Source organism: Marinithermus hydrothermalis DSM 14884, from assembly GCF_000195335.1.
Lineage (GTDB): Bacteria > Deinococcota > Deinococci > Deinococcales > Marinithermaceae > Marinithermus > Marinithermus hydrothermalis.
The window spans coordinates 1,880,312-1,897,323 of sequence record NC_015387.1 but is presented as its reverse complement, the minus strand read 5'-3'; the positions used below and the strand labels follow the sequence as shown (position 1 = coordinate 1,897,323).

Below are 17,012 nucleotides of genomic sequence, written 5' to 3'. Positions count from 1 at the left end.
AGGTATGCTGCTGACCGTGGACGTGGGGAACACCTCTACCGTGCTCGGGGTCTGGGACGGGGACGTGCTGCGGGCGCGCTGGCGCGTGGGCACGGAGCGCCGCCGCATGGTCTCGGAGTACGCGGTGCTGCTGCGGGACCTGTTCGCGCTGGAGGGGCTGCCCCCGCCGGACGCGGCGGTGGTCTCGAGCGTGGTGCCGCCCGTGGAGCACGAGCTCGAGGAGGCCCTGCGCCGGTATTACGGGGTCGAGGCGTACCTGGTGACCGCGGACTCGGCGCGGCTGCGGGTGGAGACCGACACCCCCAGCGAGGTGGGGGCGGACCGTTTGGTGAACGCGGTGGGGGCCCTGGGGTACGGGGATCCCCGGGGCCGGTACGTGGTGGTGGACTTCGGGACCGCGACGACCTTCGATCTGGTGGAGGCCCCCGACCGGTACCTGGGCGGGGCGATCGCGCCGGGGCCGCAGACCGCGGCGGACGCGCTGGCCTTGAAGACCGCGAAGCTACCCCGCGTGGACCTGGTGCCCCCGCCGCGCGGCCCCGTCGGGAAGAACACCGTGGAGGCCCTGCAGTCGGGGCTGGTGCTGGGGTACGCCGCCTTGGTGGACGGGATGGTCGCGCGGTTTAAGGAGGCGAGCGGGGACGCCTTGGTGATCGCGACCGGCGGGTTCGCGCAGACCCTGAAGGCCTTGTGCCGTACGGTGGACGTGGTGGACCCCGACCTAACCCTCAAGGGGCTGCGCTTGATCTGGGAGCAGGCTGCGTAACAGCACCGCGCCGGCGAGGAGGAGGAGCATCGCGAGGTAAAACCCGAACAGAGCGAGCACCAGCCCCGCGAGCGGCCCGTACCACACCTCGTACTGCGAGCGGGGGATGAGCAGGGGCAATCCCCGCCGCAGTCCCTCCCACGCGAGGGCCACGCCGAGCGCCGCGAGGAGGGCGGGGCCGGTGGGCGGAGGGCGGCGGGGCAGGAAGCGGTAGATGAGGAAGAACGCCCCGGCGGTGCTCGCGTACGGCAGCACGCCGCCCGCCACCGCCTGCAGCGCGCCCTGGGGCAAAAAGCGCTGCGCGAGGCCCAGCCCCAGGTTCAGGAGGATCAACAGGAGGAGGCCCATGCCGAGCGCCAGGGGCGCGAACAGCCCCACGAGCCGGCCCCGCACGCCGGACGCTCGGCCCCCGAAGATCACCGAGAGCGCGTAGGAAAGGGCCGCGAAGAAGTGGCTCGCGAGCCACGCCAAGAGCGCGAGCGCCCCCAGCGTGAACGAGGGCGCGCCCTGGGTGAGCAGGCCGAGCACCTCCTGGGCGAGGTCGGCGGAGGCCGGGAGGGCCGCGCGGGTGAAGGCCACGAGCTGCGCCTCGAAGTCCGCCAAAAGCGCGGGGCTGCGCCGCAGCGCGAACCCGAACAACCCTACCAGGAAGAAGAGGAGGGGCAGCAGGCTGAACAACGCGTAGTACGCCAAGGCCGCCGCGAAGAACGGCACGTGCACCCGGGTGTAGATCCGGAGGAACCGCTTTACAAACCGGGGGACCCGAAGGCGCATCCTACCCGCGCACCTGCCCGTCCCCGAGCGCCACGAACTTCGTCGTGGTGAGCTCGCGCACCCCCATGGGGCCGTACGCGTGCAGCTTGGAGGTGGAGATCCCGATCTCCGCGCCCAGGCCCAGCTGGAACCCGTCGTTGAAGCGGGTGGAGGCGTTCACCAGGACGAGCGAGGCGTCCACCTCGCGCAGGAACCGCATGGCGCGCGCGTGGTTCTGGGTCACGATCGCCTCGGTGTGGTTCGAGCCGTAGCGCGCGATGTGCTCGAGGGCCGCCTCCATGTCCCGCACGACCCGCACCGCGAGGATGAGGTCCAGGTACTCCGCCGCCCAGTCCGCCTCGGTAGCCGGCCGCGCTTCGGGGAGGACCGCCCGCGTCTCGGGACACCCCCTAAGCTCCACCCCGGCCGCCTCGAGGTCCCGCGCCACTTGGGGCAGGAAATCCGCGGCGACCGCCTGGTCCACCAGAAGCGTCTCGAGGGCGTTGCACACGCCGGGGCGCTGGGTCTTGGCGTTCAGCACGATCCGCCGGGCCATCTCGAGGTCGGCGTCGCGGTCCACGTACACGTGGCACACGCCCTTGTAGTGCTTGAGGACCGGCATGCGGGCGTGCTCGGTCACGAACCGGATCAGGCCCTCCCCGCCCCGGGGGATCATCAGGTCGATCCACTCGTCGAGCTTGAGGAGCTCGAGAACCGCCGCGCGGTCCGGGGTGGGCACGAGCTGCACGGCGTCCTCGGGCAGGCCGGCCTCGCGGAGGGCTTGGCGCAGCAGGCCAGCGAGCGCCGTGTTGGAGCGGAAGGCCTCCGAGCCGCCCCTTAGGATCACGGCGTTCCCGGCCTTGAGCGTCAAGGCCCCCGCCTCGATCGTCACGTTGGGGCGGGACTCGTAGATCATGCCGATCACCCCGAGCGGGACGCGCATACGCCCCACCAAAAGGCCGTTCTCGAGGCGGCGCATCTCGCTGATCTCCCCGACGGGGTCCGGTTGGGCCGCGAGCTGCCGCAGTCCCGCGGCGAGGTCGGCGAGGACGCGGTCGGTGAGGCGCAGCCGCTCGAGCTTCGCCCCGGTCGTGCCCGCGGCTTGGGCGGCCTCGAGGTCCTGGGCGTTCGCCGCTAAAAGGGCGGCGCGTTCCTGCTCCAACAGTTCCGCCGCGCGGAGGAGCGCCTGGTTCTTCGCGGCGGTTCCGGCGCGGCTCATGCCTTGGGCCGCGGCCCGGGCGCGTTGGGCCAGGGCCCGCATCTCGTGCGTGAGGTTCTGGGTCGCCATGCTTGCCTCCAGCGTTACTCCGCGTCCACCAGCTCCTCGGCGAGGGCGAAGTTGTCGCGGTGGATCACCTCGTCCGAGGGGTTGTGCCCGAGGACCGCCGCGATCTCGTGGGTGCGGCGGCCCTTGATCCGCTCCAGGTCGGCCGCGGCGTACTGGGTGAGCCCGATCCCCACGAGCCGGCCGTCCTCGTCCACCACCCGGACCGGGGCGCCCACCCCGAACACGCCGCGCACCGCCCGCACCCCCACCGGCAGGAGGGAGGTGCCCGCGGTGCGCAGGGCCCGCGCCGCGCCCGCGTCCACCACCACCTCACCTTGGGGGCGGGGGAGCTGGGCGAGCCAGAGCTTCTTCCCACTGTACCGGCGTTCGCCGCTCCAGAACAGGGTGCCGACCTCGAGGCCGGCGAAGGCCGCCTCGAGGACCCCCGGCTGGCGACCGGAGGCCAGGAGGAGGGGGATCCCCGCGTCGAGGCACTTCTTGGCCGCGAGGAGCTTGCTGCGCATCCCGCCCCGCCCCACCGCGCTCGGGGCCTCACCCGCGGCGCGCAGCAGCCGGCCGTCCACCCGGGGCACCCAGCGGATGGGGCGGGCCGCGGGGTTTTGGCGCGGGTCCGCGTCGTAGAGCGCGTCCACGTCGGAGAGGATGACGAGGAGGTCCGCGCCCACGAGGCCCGCGATGAGGGTGGCGAGGTGGTCGTTGTCGCCGAACTGGATCTCGTCCACCATCACGGTGTCGTTCTCGTTGATGAGGGGCACCACCCCCCAGGCGAGGAGGGTGTTGAGCGTGTTGCGCGCGTTCAGGTAGCGGTGGCGGTGGGCGAGGTCGTCGGCGGTGAGGAGGAGTTGCGCCACGGAGCGGCCGTGCTTACGGAACGCGTCCTCCCAGGCCTGGACCAGAGCGCTTTGCCCCACCGCGGCCGCGGCCTGCTTTTCGGGGATGGAGGCGGGCCGCCGGGGCAGGCCGATCTTCCGGGTGCCGGCGGCGATCGCGCCGGAGGAGACCAGGATCACCTCGCGCCCGGCTTGGCCGAGGGCGGCGAGCTCGGCGGCGAGCCGGTCGATGCGTTCCGGGTTCAGCCCCGCCTCCCCCGCCAGCGCGGCGCTGCCGACCTTCACCACGACGCGCCGGGCCTGGGTGAAGAGGGCGTGGCGGGCTTGAGGGTCGAGCGGAGCGGTCGCCATGGCTCCTCCCGGGTCAGTCCGCGGCCACCCCGATCCGCTCGGCGATCTCCGGGATCCGCGCGAGGAACCGGCCGGTGGCGCTCTCCTCGCACATCGCGACCGCCTCCGGGGTGCCTTCGGCCACGATGCGGCCGCCCTGCGCGCCGCCCTCGGGCCCCAGGTCGATGATCCAGTCCGCGGTCTTGATCACGTCCAGGTTGTGCTCGATCACGAGGACCGTGTTCCCCGCGTCCACCAACCGGTGCAGCACCCGGAGGAGTTTCGCGACGTCCTCGAAGTGCAGTCCGGTGGTGGGCTCGTCCAGGATGTACAGCGTCTTCCCGGTGGACTTGCGCCCCAGCTCGGTCGCGAGCTTGATGCGCTGGGCCTCGCCGCCCGAGAGCGTGGGGGAGGGCTGGCCGAGCCGCATGTACCCCAGGCCCACGTCCACCATGAGCTGCAGCTTCCGGGTGATCGCCGGGACGTTCTGGAAGAACTCGAGCGCCTCCTCCACCGTCATCTCCAGCACGTCCGCGATCGTCTTGCCCCGCACCTTGACCTCGAGGGTCTCCTTGTTGTAGCGCCGGCCCTTGCACACCTCGCACGGCACGTAGATGTCGGGCAGGAAGAGCATCTCGATCTTGACGGTGCCGTCGCCGCGGCAGGCTTCGCACCGTCCGCCCTTGACGTTGAAGGAGAACCGGCCTGGGGCGTACCCCCGCTTGCGGGCCTCGGGGCTTTTCGCGAAGAGGTCGCGGATCTCGTCGAAGACCCCGACGTACGTGGCGGGGTTGGAGCGCGGGGTGCGCCCGATGGGGGACTGGTCGATCTCGATGACCTTGTCGATGTGCTCGAGGCCCTCGAGGGCGTCGAACCGGCCAGGCCGGGTCTTGGCGCGCATCAGCTCGCGCGCGAGGGCGGCGTACAGCACGTCGTGCATCAGCGTGGACTTGCCGGAGCCGCTGGGCCCGGTGATGCAGACGAACTTCCCTAAGGGGATCGTGACGTCGAGGTTCTTAAGGTTGTGCTCCCGCGCGCCGCGCACCACGAGCTTCTTGCCGTTGCCCCGCCGCCGCTCCTGGGGAACCGGGATGCGGCGTTCGCCCCGGAGGTACGCGCCGGTCAGGCTCTTGGGGTTCGCGGCGACCGCCTCCGGGGGGCCTTCCGCCACGACCTCGCCGCCGTGCACGCCCGCGCCCGGCCCCATGTCCACGATCCAGTCGGCCTCGCGCATCGTCTCCTCATCGTGCTCGACGACGATCAGGGTGTTTCCGAGGTCGCGGAGCTTCTTGAGCGTGCGGATCAGGCGCTGGTTGTCCCGGGGGTGCAGCCCGATCGAGGGCTCGTCCAGGACGTACAGCACGCCGGTGAGGCCCGAGCCGACCTGGGTCGCGAGCCGGATGCGCTGGGCCTCGCCGCCCGAGAGGGTGTTCGCCGCGCGGTCCAGCGAGAGATAATCCAGCCCCACGTCCACCAAAAAGCCCAGCCGCGTGACGACCTCCTGCAGGATCGGGCGAGCCACGGAGCGCTGGAAGCTCGAGAGGTGCGCCTCCAGGCCCTGGAAGAACTCGAGCGCGTCCTTCACGCTCATCGCGGAGACCTCGGCGATGTTCTTCCCCCCGATCGTGACGGCGAGCACCGCGCGCTTGTAGCGCGTGCCCTGGCAGGCGGGGCAGGCCTTGAGGGACATGTACCCCTCGAGGCTCTCGCGCAACGCGTCCGAGTCGGTCTCCTGGTAGCGCTTGGAGAGCCAGGGGATGACCCCCTCGTAGTGCACGGGGAAGCGCATCGTCTCCTTGCCCCCACGGCGGAACACGACCTCGAAGGGCTCCGGAAGGCCGTACAGGACCGCGTGCTGCTGCTCGGGGGTGAGGTCCCGGAAGGGGGTCTTGAGGTCGAACTCCAGGTGTTCCGCCAGGGCCTTCAGCCGGTCCCAGAGGTAGCTCCGGCCCGTGTCGCGCCCCTTGGACCAGGGGAGGATCGCCCCCTCGGCGAGGGAAAGCTCGGGGTTCACGACCAGGGACGGGTCGAACTCGAGCCGGTGCCCGAGGCCCGAGCACTCGGGGCACGCGCCGTACGGCGAGTTGAAGGAGAAGATGCGCGGCTCGAGCTCCTCGAGGACCGAGCCGTGCTCGGGGCAGGCGAACTTTTCCGAGTACAGCGCCTCCTCCCCCGTGTCGGGGTAGAGGACGCGCACGAGCCCGTCCCCGCGGAGCAGGGCGAGCTCGACGGACTCGGCGATGCGGGTGCGTTCCTCGGGCTTGAGGACCACCCGGTCCACCACCAGGTCGATGTCGTGCCGTTCGTACCGCTCCAGCTTCAGCTCGAGGGCTTCCTCGAGGCGGTAGATCACGCCGTCCACGCGGACGCGCGCGTACCCTTCCTTGATGAGCTGCTGGAAGAGCTTGCGGTACTCCCCCTTGCGGCCGCGCACCATCGGGGCGAGCAGGATCGCGCGGGTGCCTTCGGGGCGCGCGAGGAGCCGGTCGGTGATCTCCGAGGCGGACTGCTTCTCGATCTTACGGCCGCACTCGGGGCAGTGCGCCTCGCCCGCGCGCGCGAAGAGCAGGCGCAGGTAATCGTGGATCTCGGTGACGGTCCCGACCGTGGAACGGGGGTTGTGCGAGGTGGTCTTCTGGTCGATGGAGATGGCCGGACTGAGGCCCTCGATGGCCTCCACGTCCGGCTTGTCCATCACCCCCAGGAACTGGCGGGCGTAGGCGGAGAGGCTCTCCACGTAGCGCCGCTGCCCCTCGGCGTAGATGGTGTCGAAGGCTAGGGTGGACTTCCCCGAGCCGGAAACCCCAGTGATCACGATGAACTTGCCGCGGGGCAGTTCGACGGTGATGTTCTTTAGGTTGTGCTCCCGGGCCCCTCTGACGATGATACGGTCCATCTAAGGGAGTATAGCATCCGAGGGGCGTCCGGGACCTAGCGCCCGGCCCCGGACGCCCACTCCGCGAAGGCGTTCACCACGTCCCGCCCCCCCAGGAGCTCGGGGCGCTGCACCACCGCTTCCAAGAACACCCGCGCGGTCTCCGGGGTGGCGGCCTCCATCACCTCCGCCACGGTCCGCCCGGGGAAGGGCCCGTTCTCGAGGATCTGGTTGAACCGCGCGACCTCCCGCGCGCGCGGCGCGGCCTGGCGCAGCTCCTCCGCGACCGCGGCCAAAAGCCGCGCCTCCCCGCTGGGGGAGAGGGCCACCGCCGGGGTGAGGAGGGGGGTGCCGTTGAGCCCGCGCACCTCCAACCCCAGCGCGAACAAACGCCGGGCGAGGTTGGGCGGCCCCACCTGGAGGGTGAGCCGGGCCTCGGCGTCGAGGTAACGCACCACGAGCTGGTACCGGCCCGGCTCGGGCGGCGTGACGGGCGACGCGTTCCCCCGCCAGTCCGCGGTGATGGGCGGTACGTCCAGCTCGAAGCTCGCTTCATCCACCACCCGGCCGTCCTTAAGGAGCAGGGTCCGGACCTCCCCGCGGGCCAGGGCCGGTTCGCCCACCAGCTCCACCACCGGCCAGACCTGCTCCCCCGCGCCGAACGGCCGCGCGTCCACCCCGTCCGGTTGGAGGGCCAGCCGTTGGATGCGTACCTCGCGGCGGGCCTGCCCAAGGCGCGCGACCGCGCGCCGGGCCTCGGGGGCGAGCACGTGCTCCGGGTGCGCTTCCAGGAAGGCGCGGTACGCCTCGAGAGCCTCCGCGACGCGCCCTGCCCGCTCGAGGAGGAAGCCTTGGTAGTAGAGGAGGTCGCTGCGTCCGGTGTTCTCCAGGTCCTCCCGAGCGATTTCCACCTCGTTCTCGTCGTCGAGGCGCAGGGCCTGCAGGTAGAACCGCTGAGCGTCCAGGTGGTTCCCAGCGAGGGCGTGGAAGAGGCCCAGGTTGTAGGCCGCGGTGGAGTTCGGCTCGAGGCGCATCGCCTTCACGGAGGCGCGGATCGCGCCGGTCACGTCTCCCGTCAGGTACCGGGCCCAGCCCAGGTTCGTCCAGTACAGGACCTCCTCCGGGTTCAGCTGAACCGCGCGCTCCAGGGCTTCGCGGGCCTCCGCGCCGTTGTTCTCATCGAACGCGGCGAAGCTCCGCATCTCCCACCCGAACACCAGCTCCGGCGCGACCTCGGTGAGGGAGCGCGCCACCTCGCGCCACCGGTCGTCCTCCAACCCCCGGAACAGGATGAGGGCCGCGGCTTGGTCCAGGGCCCGCGGGCTTTGGGCGAGCTGGGCGGCCCGCTCGAGGGCGGTCGCGCGGTCGTCGTTTTGCAGGGGCAGGAAGGCGCGCCAGACGGGCCCGACCCCGTTCTCGGGGAATGCGCTAGGGTCGCGGAGCCCCCGCCAGAAGGCGAGCATGGGTTCGGGCAGCACGCCGGCTAAAGCGTCCACGTTCCGCGCGCGCGCGGCCTCGAGCTGCTCGGCCTCCCCCGCGAGGGCCTCGGGCAGGGAGGAGGGGCGCTGCCCTTGCAGGAGGCTTCGCAGGACGGGCTCGAGGTCCGGTTCGGGCGGCACGGCCTGCGCCGGGCGGTCGAGCCGCTGGGCCGCCCAGCGCTCGAGGAGGAGGGCGTTCGCGAAGCGGGCGCTTTCGCTTTTCTCGCCGTCGAACAGGAACACCTCGATCTGGCCGTTCGTGAGGCGGCCGGTCAGGACCCAGTCCGCGCCGGTGGCTTCCCAGATGAGCCGGGCGCCGGCGGGGCTCGCGAGGCTCGGGGTGAGGACGCGCCACCCGCCTTGCCACGGGGGTTCGGGCAGCAACAGTCCCGCCAGGGTGGGTGGCGGGGCGTCCAGGCTCTGGGCCACCGCCCGGGCGGTGCTGGCGCCCTGCGGCCCCTCGAAGGGCAGGACGAGCCCCTGGGCCAGGGCCAGGCTGCCGAGGGCCAGTGCGATCAGGAGAGCACGCATGCCTTTAGCATACGGCGGTGCGGCGGGGGGCGGCGGAGGCTGGCCTACGTTAGGGGGAACGCCACGCTTTTTGGGCTGGGTTCAGACTCGCGGCTGGGGCTTGAGCCGTTAACCCCAGGCCCGTAACTTGGTTAACGTGCTGGATGCGCCGCCCCCCCTCCTCGACCACCTGAGCGAGACCTACCAGAGCGGCGAGGCGCTCGCGCGGCGGCTGGGCGTGAGCCGGGTCGCGGTCTGGAAGCAGGCCCAGGCCCTGCGGGAGGCCGGCTACCCCATCGAGGTCGCGCGGGGCCGGGGCTACCGCCTCGCGCCCGGCACCCCCACCCCCGCCCGCCTCGCCCCCCGCCTCAAGGGCCGTTTCGGCCGGCCCTACCGGTACCTGGGGCGCGTCGCCAGCACCCAGGACGCGCTCCGGAAGTGGGCCGAGGCCGGCGCGCCGGAAGGGGCGCTGGTCCTCGCGGAGCAGCAGACCCAAGGCCGGGGGCGCCGGGGGCGCGGCTGGGCCAGCCCGGCCGGCGCGGGCCTGTACTTCTCGCTTCTGCTGCGCCCCGCCCTGCCCCTCACCGCCCTGCCCCGCCTCACCCTCGCCGCGGGCGTCGCCCTCGCCGAGGCCGCGGGGGTCGGGGGGCTCAAGTGGCCCAACGACCTCCTCGCCCCGGACGGCAACAAGCTCGCGGGGGTCCTCCTCGAGGCCGACCTGCTGGGCGAGGAGGTCCGTTACGTCCTGCTCGGCATCGGCCTGAACGTGCACCAAAGCCCCCTCCCGGAAGGCGCGGCGTACCTGGAAGCCTACCGCCCGGCCCGCCGGGTGGAGGTGCTCGCCCACCTCCTCGAGCGGCTCGAGCACTGGTACGCGCGGCTCGGGGAGCCCGAGGCGATCCTGGCGGCCTGGCGGGCGCGCTCGTACACCCTGGGGCGGCCGGTGCGCGTGCGCTGGGTGGGCGGCGTGGTGGAGGGCGTGGCCGTGGACCTCGAGGCGGACGGCGCGCTGGTGGTGGAGGTCGCATCCGGCAAACGCACCCGCATCTCGGCGGGGGACGTGGAACTCGTGGGAGGTATCCGATGAACCAGACCCAGGCGTTACCGTACCTACCGTTGGCCAAGGTGTTCTTCCCGACCCGCAGCCTTACCCGGGACGTGGCGCTGGTCCTCGCGGGCAGCCTGCTCGTGGCCTTGAGCGCGCAGGTCAGCGTGCCGCTCCCCTTCACGCCGGTGCCCGTGACGGGCCAGACCTTCGGCGTGCTGCTCGTCGGCGCGGCGCTCGGCAGCCGCTTGGGCCTCCTCGCCCTCCTCGCCTACCTCGCGGAGGGCGCGGCGGGCCTGCCCTTCTTTGCGGGGGGCAGCGCGGGGGTCGCGAAGCTCTTCGGCCCGACCGGCGGGTACCTGATCGCCTTCCCCGTCGCGGCTTTCGTGGTGGGGTATTTGGTGGAGCGCTTCGGCGCGGACCGCGGCTGGGGCCTGACCTTCCTGGCTATGCTCCTCGGCAACCTGATCATCTACGCTCTGGGCCTCGCCTGGCTCGGCGCGTGGCTGGCCGGCGCGGGCAAGTTCGGGGGGCTGGGGGCCCTGCTCGCGATGGGGTTTCTCCCCTTCATCCCCGGTGATCTCGTGAAGGCTGTGCTGGCCGCGCTCGTGCTGCCCACGGCCTGGCGGTTCGTAGGCCGGCGCTAGCGCGGAGGTGCGGCCGTGGAGATCCCCTGGGACCGGCTTGTGGCCGACGCGCTCCAGGGCCACCCTCCCCCCCGGGAGGTGGCCCTGGCCCTATTGCGGCTGCCCGACGCGGAGACCCTGCGCCTGGTGGAGGCAGCCTGGCGGGTGCGCCGGCACTTCTTCGGCAACCGGGTAAAGGTCAACGTGCTCCTGAACGCCCAGAGCGGGCTGTGCCCCGAGGACTGCCACTATTGCTCGCAGTCCCGCGCCTCCCAGGCCGCGATCCCCCGGTACCGCCTCCTGAGCGTGGAGGAGATGGTCGCCCGCGCCCGCGCGGCCCACGCCGCCGGAGCGGACCGGTTTTGCATCGTGACCTCGGGGCGCGGGGCCTCCTGGCGCGAGGTTGAGGCCGTGGCCGAGGCCGCCCGCCGCATCAAGGCGGAGCTGCCCCTCGAGGTCTGCGCCTGCTTGGGCCTCATCGACGAGGCCAAGGCCCGGGCCCTTAAAGCGGCCGGGGTGGACGCGTACAACCACAACCTCAACACCAGCGCCGCCCGCTACGGCGAGATCTGCACCACCCACACCTACGCGGACCGGGTGCGGACCGTCCAGGCCGCGCAGGCGGCGGGGCTCGCGCCGTGCAGCGGGGTGATCCTCGGGATGGGCGAGACCGACGAGGAGGTCGTCGAGCTGGCCTACGCCCTGCGCGCGATGGGGGCGGCCTCGATCCCCGTGAACTTCCTGATCCCCATCGAGGGCACCCCGCTCGGCGACGGGCGGACCGTGCGCCACCTCACGCCCTGGGCGTGTTTGCGCTACCTGGCCGTCTTCCGCTTCGTGAACCCCACGGCCGAGCTGCGGGCCTCGGCGGGACGGGAACTGTACCTGCGCAGCCTCCAGCCCCTGGCGCTGATGATCGCGAACAGCCTCTTCCTCGGCGACTACCTCACCGAAAAAGGCCAGGCGGCCGAGGCCGATTGGCGGATGATCGAGGACCTGGGGTTCGTGCCGGAGGGGGCGGGGATCCCCTCCTGAGTTGCACGCCATGACGGACTGGGAGCGGCAGCTCGAGCTGTGGGCGGCCCGCGGCCTGCGGCGCACCTTACGGCCCCTTGCAGCTGCGGGACCGCGGGTCGAACGCGAAGGCCGGTACCTGATCAACCTGGCCTCGAACGACTACCTGGGCTTGTCCACCGATCCCCGGCTGGTGCGGGCCGCCCAGGAGGCGTTGGCGCGGTGGGGGGTGGGGGCCGGGGCCTCCCGGCTGGTTTCGGGGGACCGGAGGGTACACGCAGCCCTCGAGGCGGCCCTCGCGGACTTCAAAGGCACGGAAGCCGCGCTGGTCTTCACCAGCGGGTACGCGGCCAACGTGGGGGTGCTCGCCGCGCTCGCCGGGCCGCGCGACCAGATCTTCGCCGACGCGCTGAACCACGCGAGCCTGAACGACGGGGCGCGCCTCAGCCGGGCGCGGCTCCGCTACTACCGCCACCGGGACCTCGATCACCTCGAGGACTTGCTCAAGGGGCCGGGGCCCCGACGTGGAGGGCGGCGCTTCATCGTGACCGACGCGGTCTTCAGCATGGACGCCGACCTAGCCCCTTTGCCGGCGCTTGTGGAGCTCGCGGAGCGCTACGAAGCGCTCCTCGTCGTGGACGACGCGCACGGGAGTGGCGTGGTGGGCCCCGAGGGGCGCGGGACGGTGCACCACTTCGGCCTCGCCGGGCGGGTCCCGGTCCAGGTGGCCACCCTCTCCAAGGCCCTTGGGGGGCAAGGGGGGGTGGTGGCGGGTGCACGGGCGTTGGTGGAGGTGCTGTTGCACCGGGCCCGGGCGTTCATCTACAGCACGGGAATCGCCCCGGCCCTAGCTGCGGCTGCGCTCGAGGCGGTGCGCCTCGTTCGTGGTCCGGAGGGGGAGGCCCGCCGGGCGCGCCTCAGGCAGCACCTGGCCCGGCTGAAGGCCGAGCTTAGGGCCAAGGGGTACCGGGTGCTGCACGAGGACCCAGCCCCGATGCTTCTCGTGTGGGTGGGGGCGCCGGGGCCTGCGCTCCGCCTCGCGGCGCACCTCGAGGCCCGGGGGGTCCTCGCCCCGGCGATCCGACCCCCTACCGTACCGGAGGGCACGAGCCGGTTGCGGTTGGCCCCGATGGCCACCCACACCGAGGTGGAGATCGAGCGCGTGATTCAGGCGTTCCCCCCGGCAGAGGAGGTGGGGGTGTGAGCACGGCAGGCGCTGCCATATTGGGGGTGGGTGCGGCCCTGCCCCGGAGGCGCGTGGCCAGCGCCGCGACCGAGCGTGCGCTGGGCCTGCCTCCGGGGTGGATCGTGCAGCGAACCGGAGTGCTCGAGCGCCCCGTCGCGGCTTTAGACGAGGCGACCAGCGACCTCGCGGTGCGGGCTGCGCAGGCCGCGCTCGTGGACGCGGGGCTGGAGTCGGAGGCGGTGGACCTGTTGCTCCTCGCGACGAGCACCCCCGACCACCCGCTGCCCCCCACCGCACCGGTGGTGGCCCACCGGCTGGGGCTCGTGAACGCCGGGGCGGTGGATCTCGCGGGGGCGTGCGCGGGGTTCGTGTACGCCCTGGCTCTGGCCGATGCGCAGGTGCGCGCTTGGGGCGGGTACGTGCTGGTGGTGGCGGCCAACGTCCTGAGCCGGCGGGTGAACCCGCGCGACCCGAACACCGCGCCGCTGTTCGCGGACGGAGCGGGGGCGGTGATTCTGGGGCCGGGCGGGGAGGGGCGGGGGCTGCTCGCGTCGCATTTGGGGGCGGACGGCTCCCGCTGGGACACGATCTACATCCCTGCGGGGGGGAGCCGGGTGCCCCTGAGTCCGGAGGCTTTGGCCCGTGGAGAGCACCGCATGCGCATGAAGAGCGGCCCCACCCTCTTCCGCCGGGCGGCCCGCGGCATGGCCGAGGCGGGACGAAAAGCCCTGGCGCGCGCGGGCCTCGAGGCCGGCGCGGTGGACTGGTGGGTGCCCCACCAGGCCAACCGCCGCCTCGTCCACGAGGCCGGCCGGCTGCTCGGGATTCCCCCCGAACGGACGGTGGACGTGATCGCGCGCATGGGGAACAGCTCGGCAGCCACGATCCCGATCGCACTCGCGGCGGTGGCCGATCGGTTTCGTCCCGGTGATGTGGTGCTCCTGACCGCGGTGGGGGCGGGGGTGCTCGTCGCGGGGGCGGTGCTGCGCTGGTAGGGAGGTTCAGGATGGAGACCGTAACCCACGAGGAGCTGATCGCTTGGGACAAGGCGCACGTCTGGCACCCCTTCACTCCGATGAAGCAGTACATCGCCTCCGAGCCGGTGGTGATCCGGCGGGGTCGGGGGGTGAAGCTGGAGGATATCCACGGCAACTGGTACTACGACGGCACCTCCTCCATCTGGTTGAACGTGCACGGCCACGCCGTGCCGGAGATCGACGCTGCGGTACGTGCGCAGCTCGAGCAGGTGGCGCACACCACGCTTTTAGGACAGGCCAACGTTTCCTCCATCGTGCTGGCGCGGCGGCTGGTGGAGGTCGCGCCGGAGGGGTTGTCCCGCGTTTTCTACTCGGATAGTGGGGCGACCGCGGTGGAGATCGCCCTAAAGATGGCCATCCAGTTCTGGGCCAACCAGGGCCGGCGGGAGAAGCGGTACATCCTCGGCTTTACCAATAACTACCACGGGGACACGCTCGGCGCGGTTTCCGTGGCCCCCGACCCGCTTTTTCACTGGCCCTTTTTGGACCTGCTGCCCGAGCACCCCCGCGTGCCCTACCCTTACCCGTACCGCAGCCCGTACTCCGATCCCGAACGCTGCATGCAGGCGAGCCTCGAGGCGGTGGAGGCGGTGCTTCGGGAGCGCGGCCACGAGATCGCCGCGGTCATCGTGGAGCCGGTCGAGGGGGCGGGGGGGATCATCCCGGCGCCCGAGGGGTTCCTCCGGGGGTTGCGCGCCTTGTGCGACCGGTACGAGGTTCTTTTGATCGTGGATGAGGTGGCCACCGGGTTCGGCCGCACCGGCCGGATGTTCGCCTGCGAGGCCGAGGGCGTGACCCCGGACCTGCTCTGCCTCGGCAAGGGGATCACCGGGGGGTATCTGCCCCTCGCGGCGACGCTCACGACCGAACGGGTCTTCGAGGCCTTTTTGGGGGAGGTGGAGGAGCGCAAGACCTTCTTCCACGGCCACTCCTACACCGGGAACCCCTTGGGGTGCGCCGCGGCGCTTGCGAGCCTCGAGCTGTTGAAACGGCTGCTCCCCAAGCTGCCGGCGAAGGCCGCACGGCTTAAGGAGTGGCTCGATCCCCTGGCGCAGCACCCGTTCGTGGGGGAGGTGCGCCAGGCCGGGTTCATGGTGGGCATCGAGATCGTGGCGGACAAGGCTACGAAGCGGTCCTTCCCGTACGGGGCGGAGGTCGGGTACGTCGTGGCCCGGCACGCCCGGGCGCGGGGGTTGTTGGTCCGGCCGATCGGGGGGGTGATGATCTTCATGCCGCCGCTCGCCGCTAGCGAGGTGGAGCTCGAGGAGATGACCGCCATTTTGAGGGCCGCGTTCACCGACGCGCTGCCCGAGCTCGAGGCCTTGGCGCGGGGGGCGGTGCGGTGAGGGGCGTGCTCGTGACCGGGACGGACACCGGGGTGGGGAAGACCGTGGTGGCCGCTGGCCTCGCGCGGCTCTTGCGCGAGGCCGGGTACCGCGTGGGCGTGCTGAAGCCGGTGGAGACCGGGTGGGATGGTCGGGGTGAGTGGCCGCCCGATGGCCGGATGCTGGCCGAGGCCGCAGGGGTAACGGGGCCGCGGGCGCGGGTGGTGCCTTGTGTGTACGCCGAGCCGTTGGCCCCGCTGGTGGCGGCCCGCCGGGCGGGGCGGCCGGTGGACTGGGAGGCCGTCGAGGCGGCCTGGCGGGGATGGGCGGGCGCGGACTGGGTGCTCGTGGAGGGGGCCGGTGGCCTTGCGGTGCCCATCGCGGAGGGGCTGGACTACGCGGCGCTCGCCCAACGTTGGGGCTTGGCGGTGCTCGTTGTGGCCCGGCCGAACTTGGGGACCCTTAACCACACCTTCCTCACCGTGCACTACGCGCGGACGAAGGGGCTTCGGGTCTTGGGCGTGGTGGTCTCGGGGTACCCCGCCGCCCCGGGGGTCGCAGAGCGCACCAATCCCCAAATGATCGAGGAGATGTGCGGGGTGCCGGTGCTGGGCCTTGTGCCGAGGCGATCCCGGATCGTTTCCGCGGCGGAGGCCGCGGCTGCGGTGGCCGCGGGCGGAACGCTCGAGCCCTTTCTGGCGCGTTATGCCGCACTCGGCGCATAATGAGGGGTGAGAGGTGATCCCCATGCCTGTGGAAGTCCCGGAGATTCCCCGCGAGGCGGTGGTGGAGCTCCCTGCTCGGGAGACCGCCTTGATCGTGGTGGACATGCAGAACGACTTCGCGCACCCGGACGGGGCGCTCTTCGTCCCGGAGGCGCCGAAGACCGTGCCCCGGATCCAGCGCCTCCTTGAGAAGGCGCGCACCGCCGGGGCGCGCGTGGTCTTCACCCAGGACTGGCACGCCGAGGACGACCCCGAGTTCGCGATCTGGCCGCGGCACGCGGTCGCGGGCACCTGGGGGGCCCAGATCCTCGAGGACCTCCAGCCCCGGGAGGGGGAGGTGACGGTGAAGAAGCTCCGGTACGACGCGTTCTACGGCACCGCCCTCGACCACCTGCTCCGGCTGTGGGGGGTGCGGCACGTGGTGGTGTGCGGCACCGTCGCGAACATCTGCGTCCTGCACACCGCGGGCTCGGCCGCGCTCCGCTGGTACCGCGTGGTTTTGCCCGAGGACGCGACCAGCGCCCTCACCCCCTTCGATCACGCGGCCGCGCTGCGCCAGGTGGCCTTCCTGTACCAGGGGCGGATCACCACCGCGGAAGGGGTGGCGTTTGTCTAGCGAAGCGCACCTCGCCGAGGTCACGGCCCGGCCCGAGGTGCTCGCCGCGCTCCAAACGGACCCCGTCATGGCCGCGCTCGTCGCGCGGCACGGCCCGTACCGCTGGGGGCTGCACCCCCCGTACGCGACGCTGGTGCGCGCGATCGTGGGGCAGCAGCTCTCCAACGCCGCCGCGCGCACGATCTACGCGCGCCTCAAGGCGCGCGTGGGCCTGGATCCCGCCGCGCTCCTCGCCGCTTCGGAGGCCTCGCTCCGGGCGGTAGGGCTGTCCCGCGTGAAGATCGGGTACCTGCGGGGCCTGGCCCGTTTCGCCCTCGAGGGCGGCCTCGAGGGCTTGGAGGCCTTGCCCGACGCGGAGGTGGCCCGCCAGCTTGGGGCGCTTAAGGGGGTGGGGCCGTGGACGGTGGAGATGCTGTTGATCTTCGGGTTGGGGCGCATGAACGTCTGGCCGGTGGCGGACCTGGGTCTGGCGCGGCAGGCCCGGGCGCTGTACGGGGTCGCGGACCGCGCGGGCCTGGTGCGGCTCGGGGAGCGGTTCCAGCCCTACCGCAGCGCGGCGGCCTGGTACCTGTGGGCGGAGGCGGACGGGAAGGCTTGAGTAGACTGGG

15 protein-coding genes are annotated in these 17,012 nt (G+C 72.3%); 10 read left to right on the top strand and 5 right to left on the bottom strand.

Annotation, left to right across the window (positions count from 1 at the left end; translation table 11 throughout):
- Positions 1-4: 4 nt before the first annotated feature.
- Positions 5-766: a type III pantothenate kinase gene (locus MARKY_RS09490; protein WP_013704667.1), complete on the top strand. Its 762-nt coding sequence runs from the start codon at positions 5-7 to the stop codon at positions 764-766.
- On the opposite strand, the gene MARKY_RS09485 is transcribed toward MARKY_RS09490, so the two are convergent.
- Genes MARKY_RS09485 through MARKY_RS09465 form a run of 5 tightly spaced genes read right to left on the bottom strand, consistent with a single transcriptional unit; the run spans position 722 to position 8,851 of the window.
- Positions 722-1,540 carry a YhjD/YihY/BrkB family envelope integrity protein gene (locus MARKY_RS09485; RefSeq protein ID WP_013704666.1) on the bottom strand — a complete coding sequence of 273 codons (819 nt, stop codon included), beginning with the start codon at positions 1,538-1,540 and terminating at the stop codon, positions 722-724. The genes MARKY_RS09490 and MARKY_RS09485 overlap by 45 nt on opposite strands.
- A 1-nt stretch (position 1,541) precedes the next feature.
- Positions 1,542-2,807, bottom strand: coding sequence for a glutamate-5-semialdehyde dehydrogenase (locus tag MARKY_RS09480; RefSeq protein ID WP_013704665.1), 1,266 nt, complete (start codon positions 2,805-2,807; stop codon positions 1,542-1,544).
- Between the two features lie 14 nt (positions 2,808-2,821).
- Positions 2,822-3,988 carry a glutamate 5-kinase gene (gene proB / locus MARKY_RS09475; protein WP_013704664.1) on the bottom strand — a complete coding sequence of 389 codons (1,167 nt, stop codon included), beginning with the start codon at positions 3,986-3,988 and terminating at the stop codon, positions 2,822-2,824.
- 13 nt (positions 3,989-4,001) lie between these two features.
- Positions 4,002-6,863, bottom strand: coding sequence for an excinuclease ABC subunit UvrA (uvrA, locus tag MARKY_RS09470; protein WP_013704663.1), 2,862 nt, complete (start codon positions 6,861-6,863; stop codon positions 4,002-4,004).
- A gap of 35 nt (positions 6,864-6,898) precedes the next feature.
- Positions 6,899-8,851, bottom strand: coding sequence for a tetratricopeptide repeat protein (locus MARKY_RS09465; RefSeq protein WP_013704662.1), 1,953 nt, complete (start codon positions 8,849-8,851; stop codon positions 6,899-6,901).
- A 136-nt stretch (positions 8,852-8,987) separates the two neighbouring features.
- Between MARKY_RS09465 and MARKY_RS09460 the strand changes: the two genes are divergently transcribed.
- From MARKY_RS09460 to MARKY_RS09420, 9 genes are read left to right on the top strand one after another with little or no spacing between them, the layout of a single operon-like run.
- Positions 8,988-9,917, top strand: a complete 930-nt coding sequence (locus MARKY_RS09460) for a biotin--[acetyl-CoA-carboxylase] ligase (RefSeq protein ID WP_013704661.1) — start codon at positions 8,988-8,990, stop codon at positions 9,915-9,917.
- Entirely contained in the window at positions 9,914-10,522 is a 609-nt protein-coding gene (locus tag MARKY_RS09455; protein WP_013704660.1) for a biotin transporter BioY, read from the top strand. Before MARKY_RS09460 ends, MARKY_RS09455 begins: the two co-directional genes overlap by 4 nt.
- A 15-nt stretch (positions 10,523-10,537) precedes the next feature.
- Positions 10,538-11,536, top strand: a complete 999-nt coding sequence (bioB, locus tag MARKY_RS09450) for a biotin synthase BioB (protein WP_013704659.1) — start codon at positions 10,538-10,540, stop codon at positions 11,534-11,536.
- 10 nt (positions 11,537-11,546) lie between these two features.
- A complete protein-coding gene (gene bioF, locus MARKY_RS09445; RefSeq protein WP_013704658.1) occupies positions 11,547-12,719 on the top strand; it encodes an 8-amino-7-oxononanoate synthase in 1,173 nt (390 codons plus the stop codon).
- Positions 12,716-13,696, top strand: a complete 981-nt coding sequence (locus MARKY_RS09440; protein WP_013704657.1) for a 3-oxoacyl-ACP synthase III family protein — start codon at positions 12,716-12,718, stop codon at positions 13,694-13,696. Before bioF ends, MARKY_RS09440 begins: the two co-directional genes overlap by 4 nt.
- Before the next feature lie 11 nt (positions 13,697-13,707).
- Entirely contained in the window at positions 13,708-15,084 is a 1,377-nt protein-coding gene (gene bioA / locus MARKY_RS09435; protein WP_013704656.1) for an adenosylmethionine--8-amino-7-oxononanoate transaminase, read from the top strand.
- The gene (gene bioD / locus MARKY_RS09430; RefSeq protein WP_013704655.1) at positions 15,081-15,788 is read left to right on the top strand and encodes a dethiobiotin synthase; all 708 of its coding nucleotides are present in this window, start codon (positions 15,081-15,083) and stop codon (positions 15,786-15,788) included. Before bioA ends, bioD begins: the two co-directional genes overlap by 4 nt.
- A 22-nt stretch (positions 15,789-15,810) precedes the next feature.
- Complete coding sequence (locus tag MARKY_RS09425) at positions 15,811-16,404, top strand: cysteine hydrolase family protein (RefSeq protein WP_013704654.1); 594 nt, start codon at positions 15,811-15,813, stop codon at positions 16,402-16,404.
- Positions 16,397-17,002: a DNA-3-methyladenine glycosylase family protein gene (locus MARKY_RS09420; RefSeq protein WP_013704653.1), complete on the top strand. Its 606-nt coding sequence runs from the start codon at positions 16,397-16,399 to the stop codon at positions 17,000-17,002. Before MARKY_RS09425 ends, MARKY_RS09420 begins: the two co-directional genes overlap by 8 nt.
- The last annotated feature ends 10 nt before the right edge of the window (positions 17,003-17,012 follow it).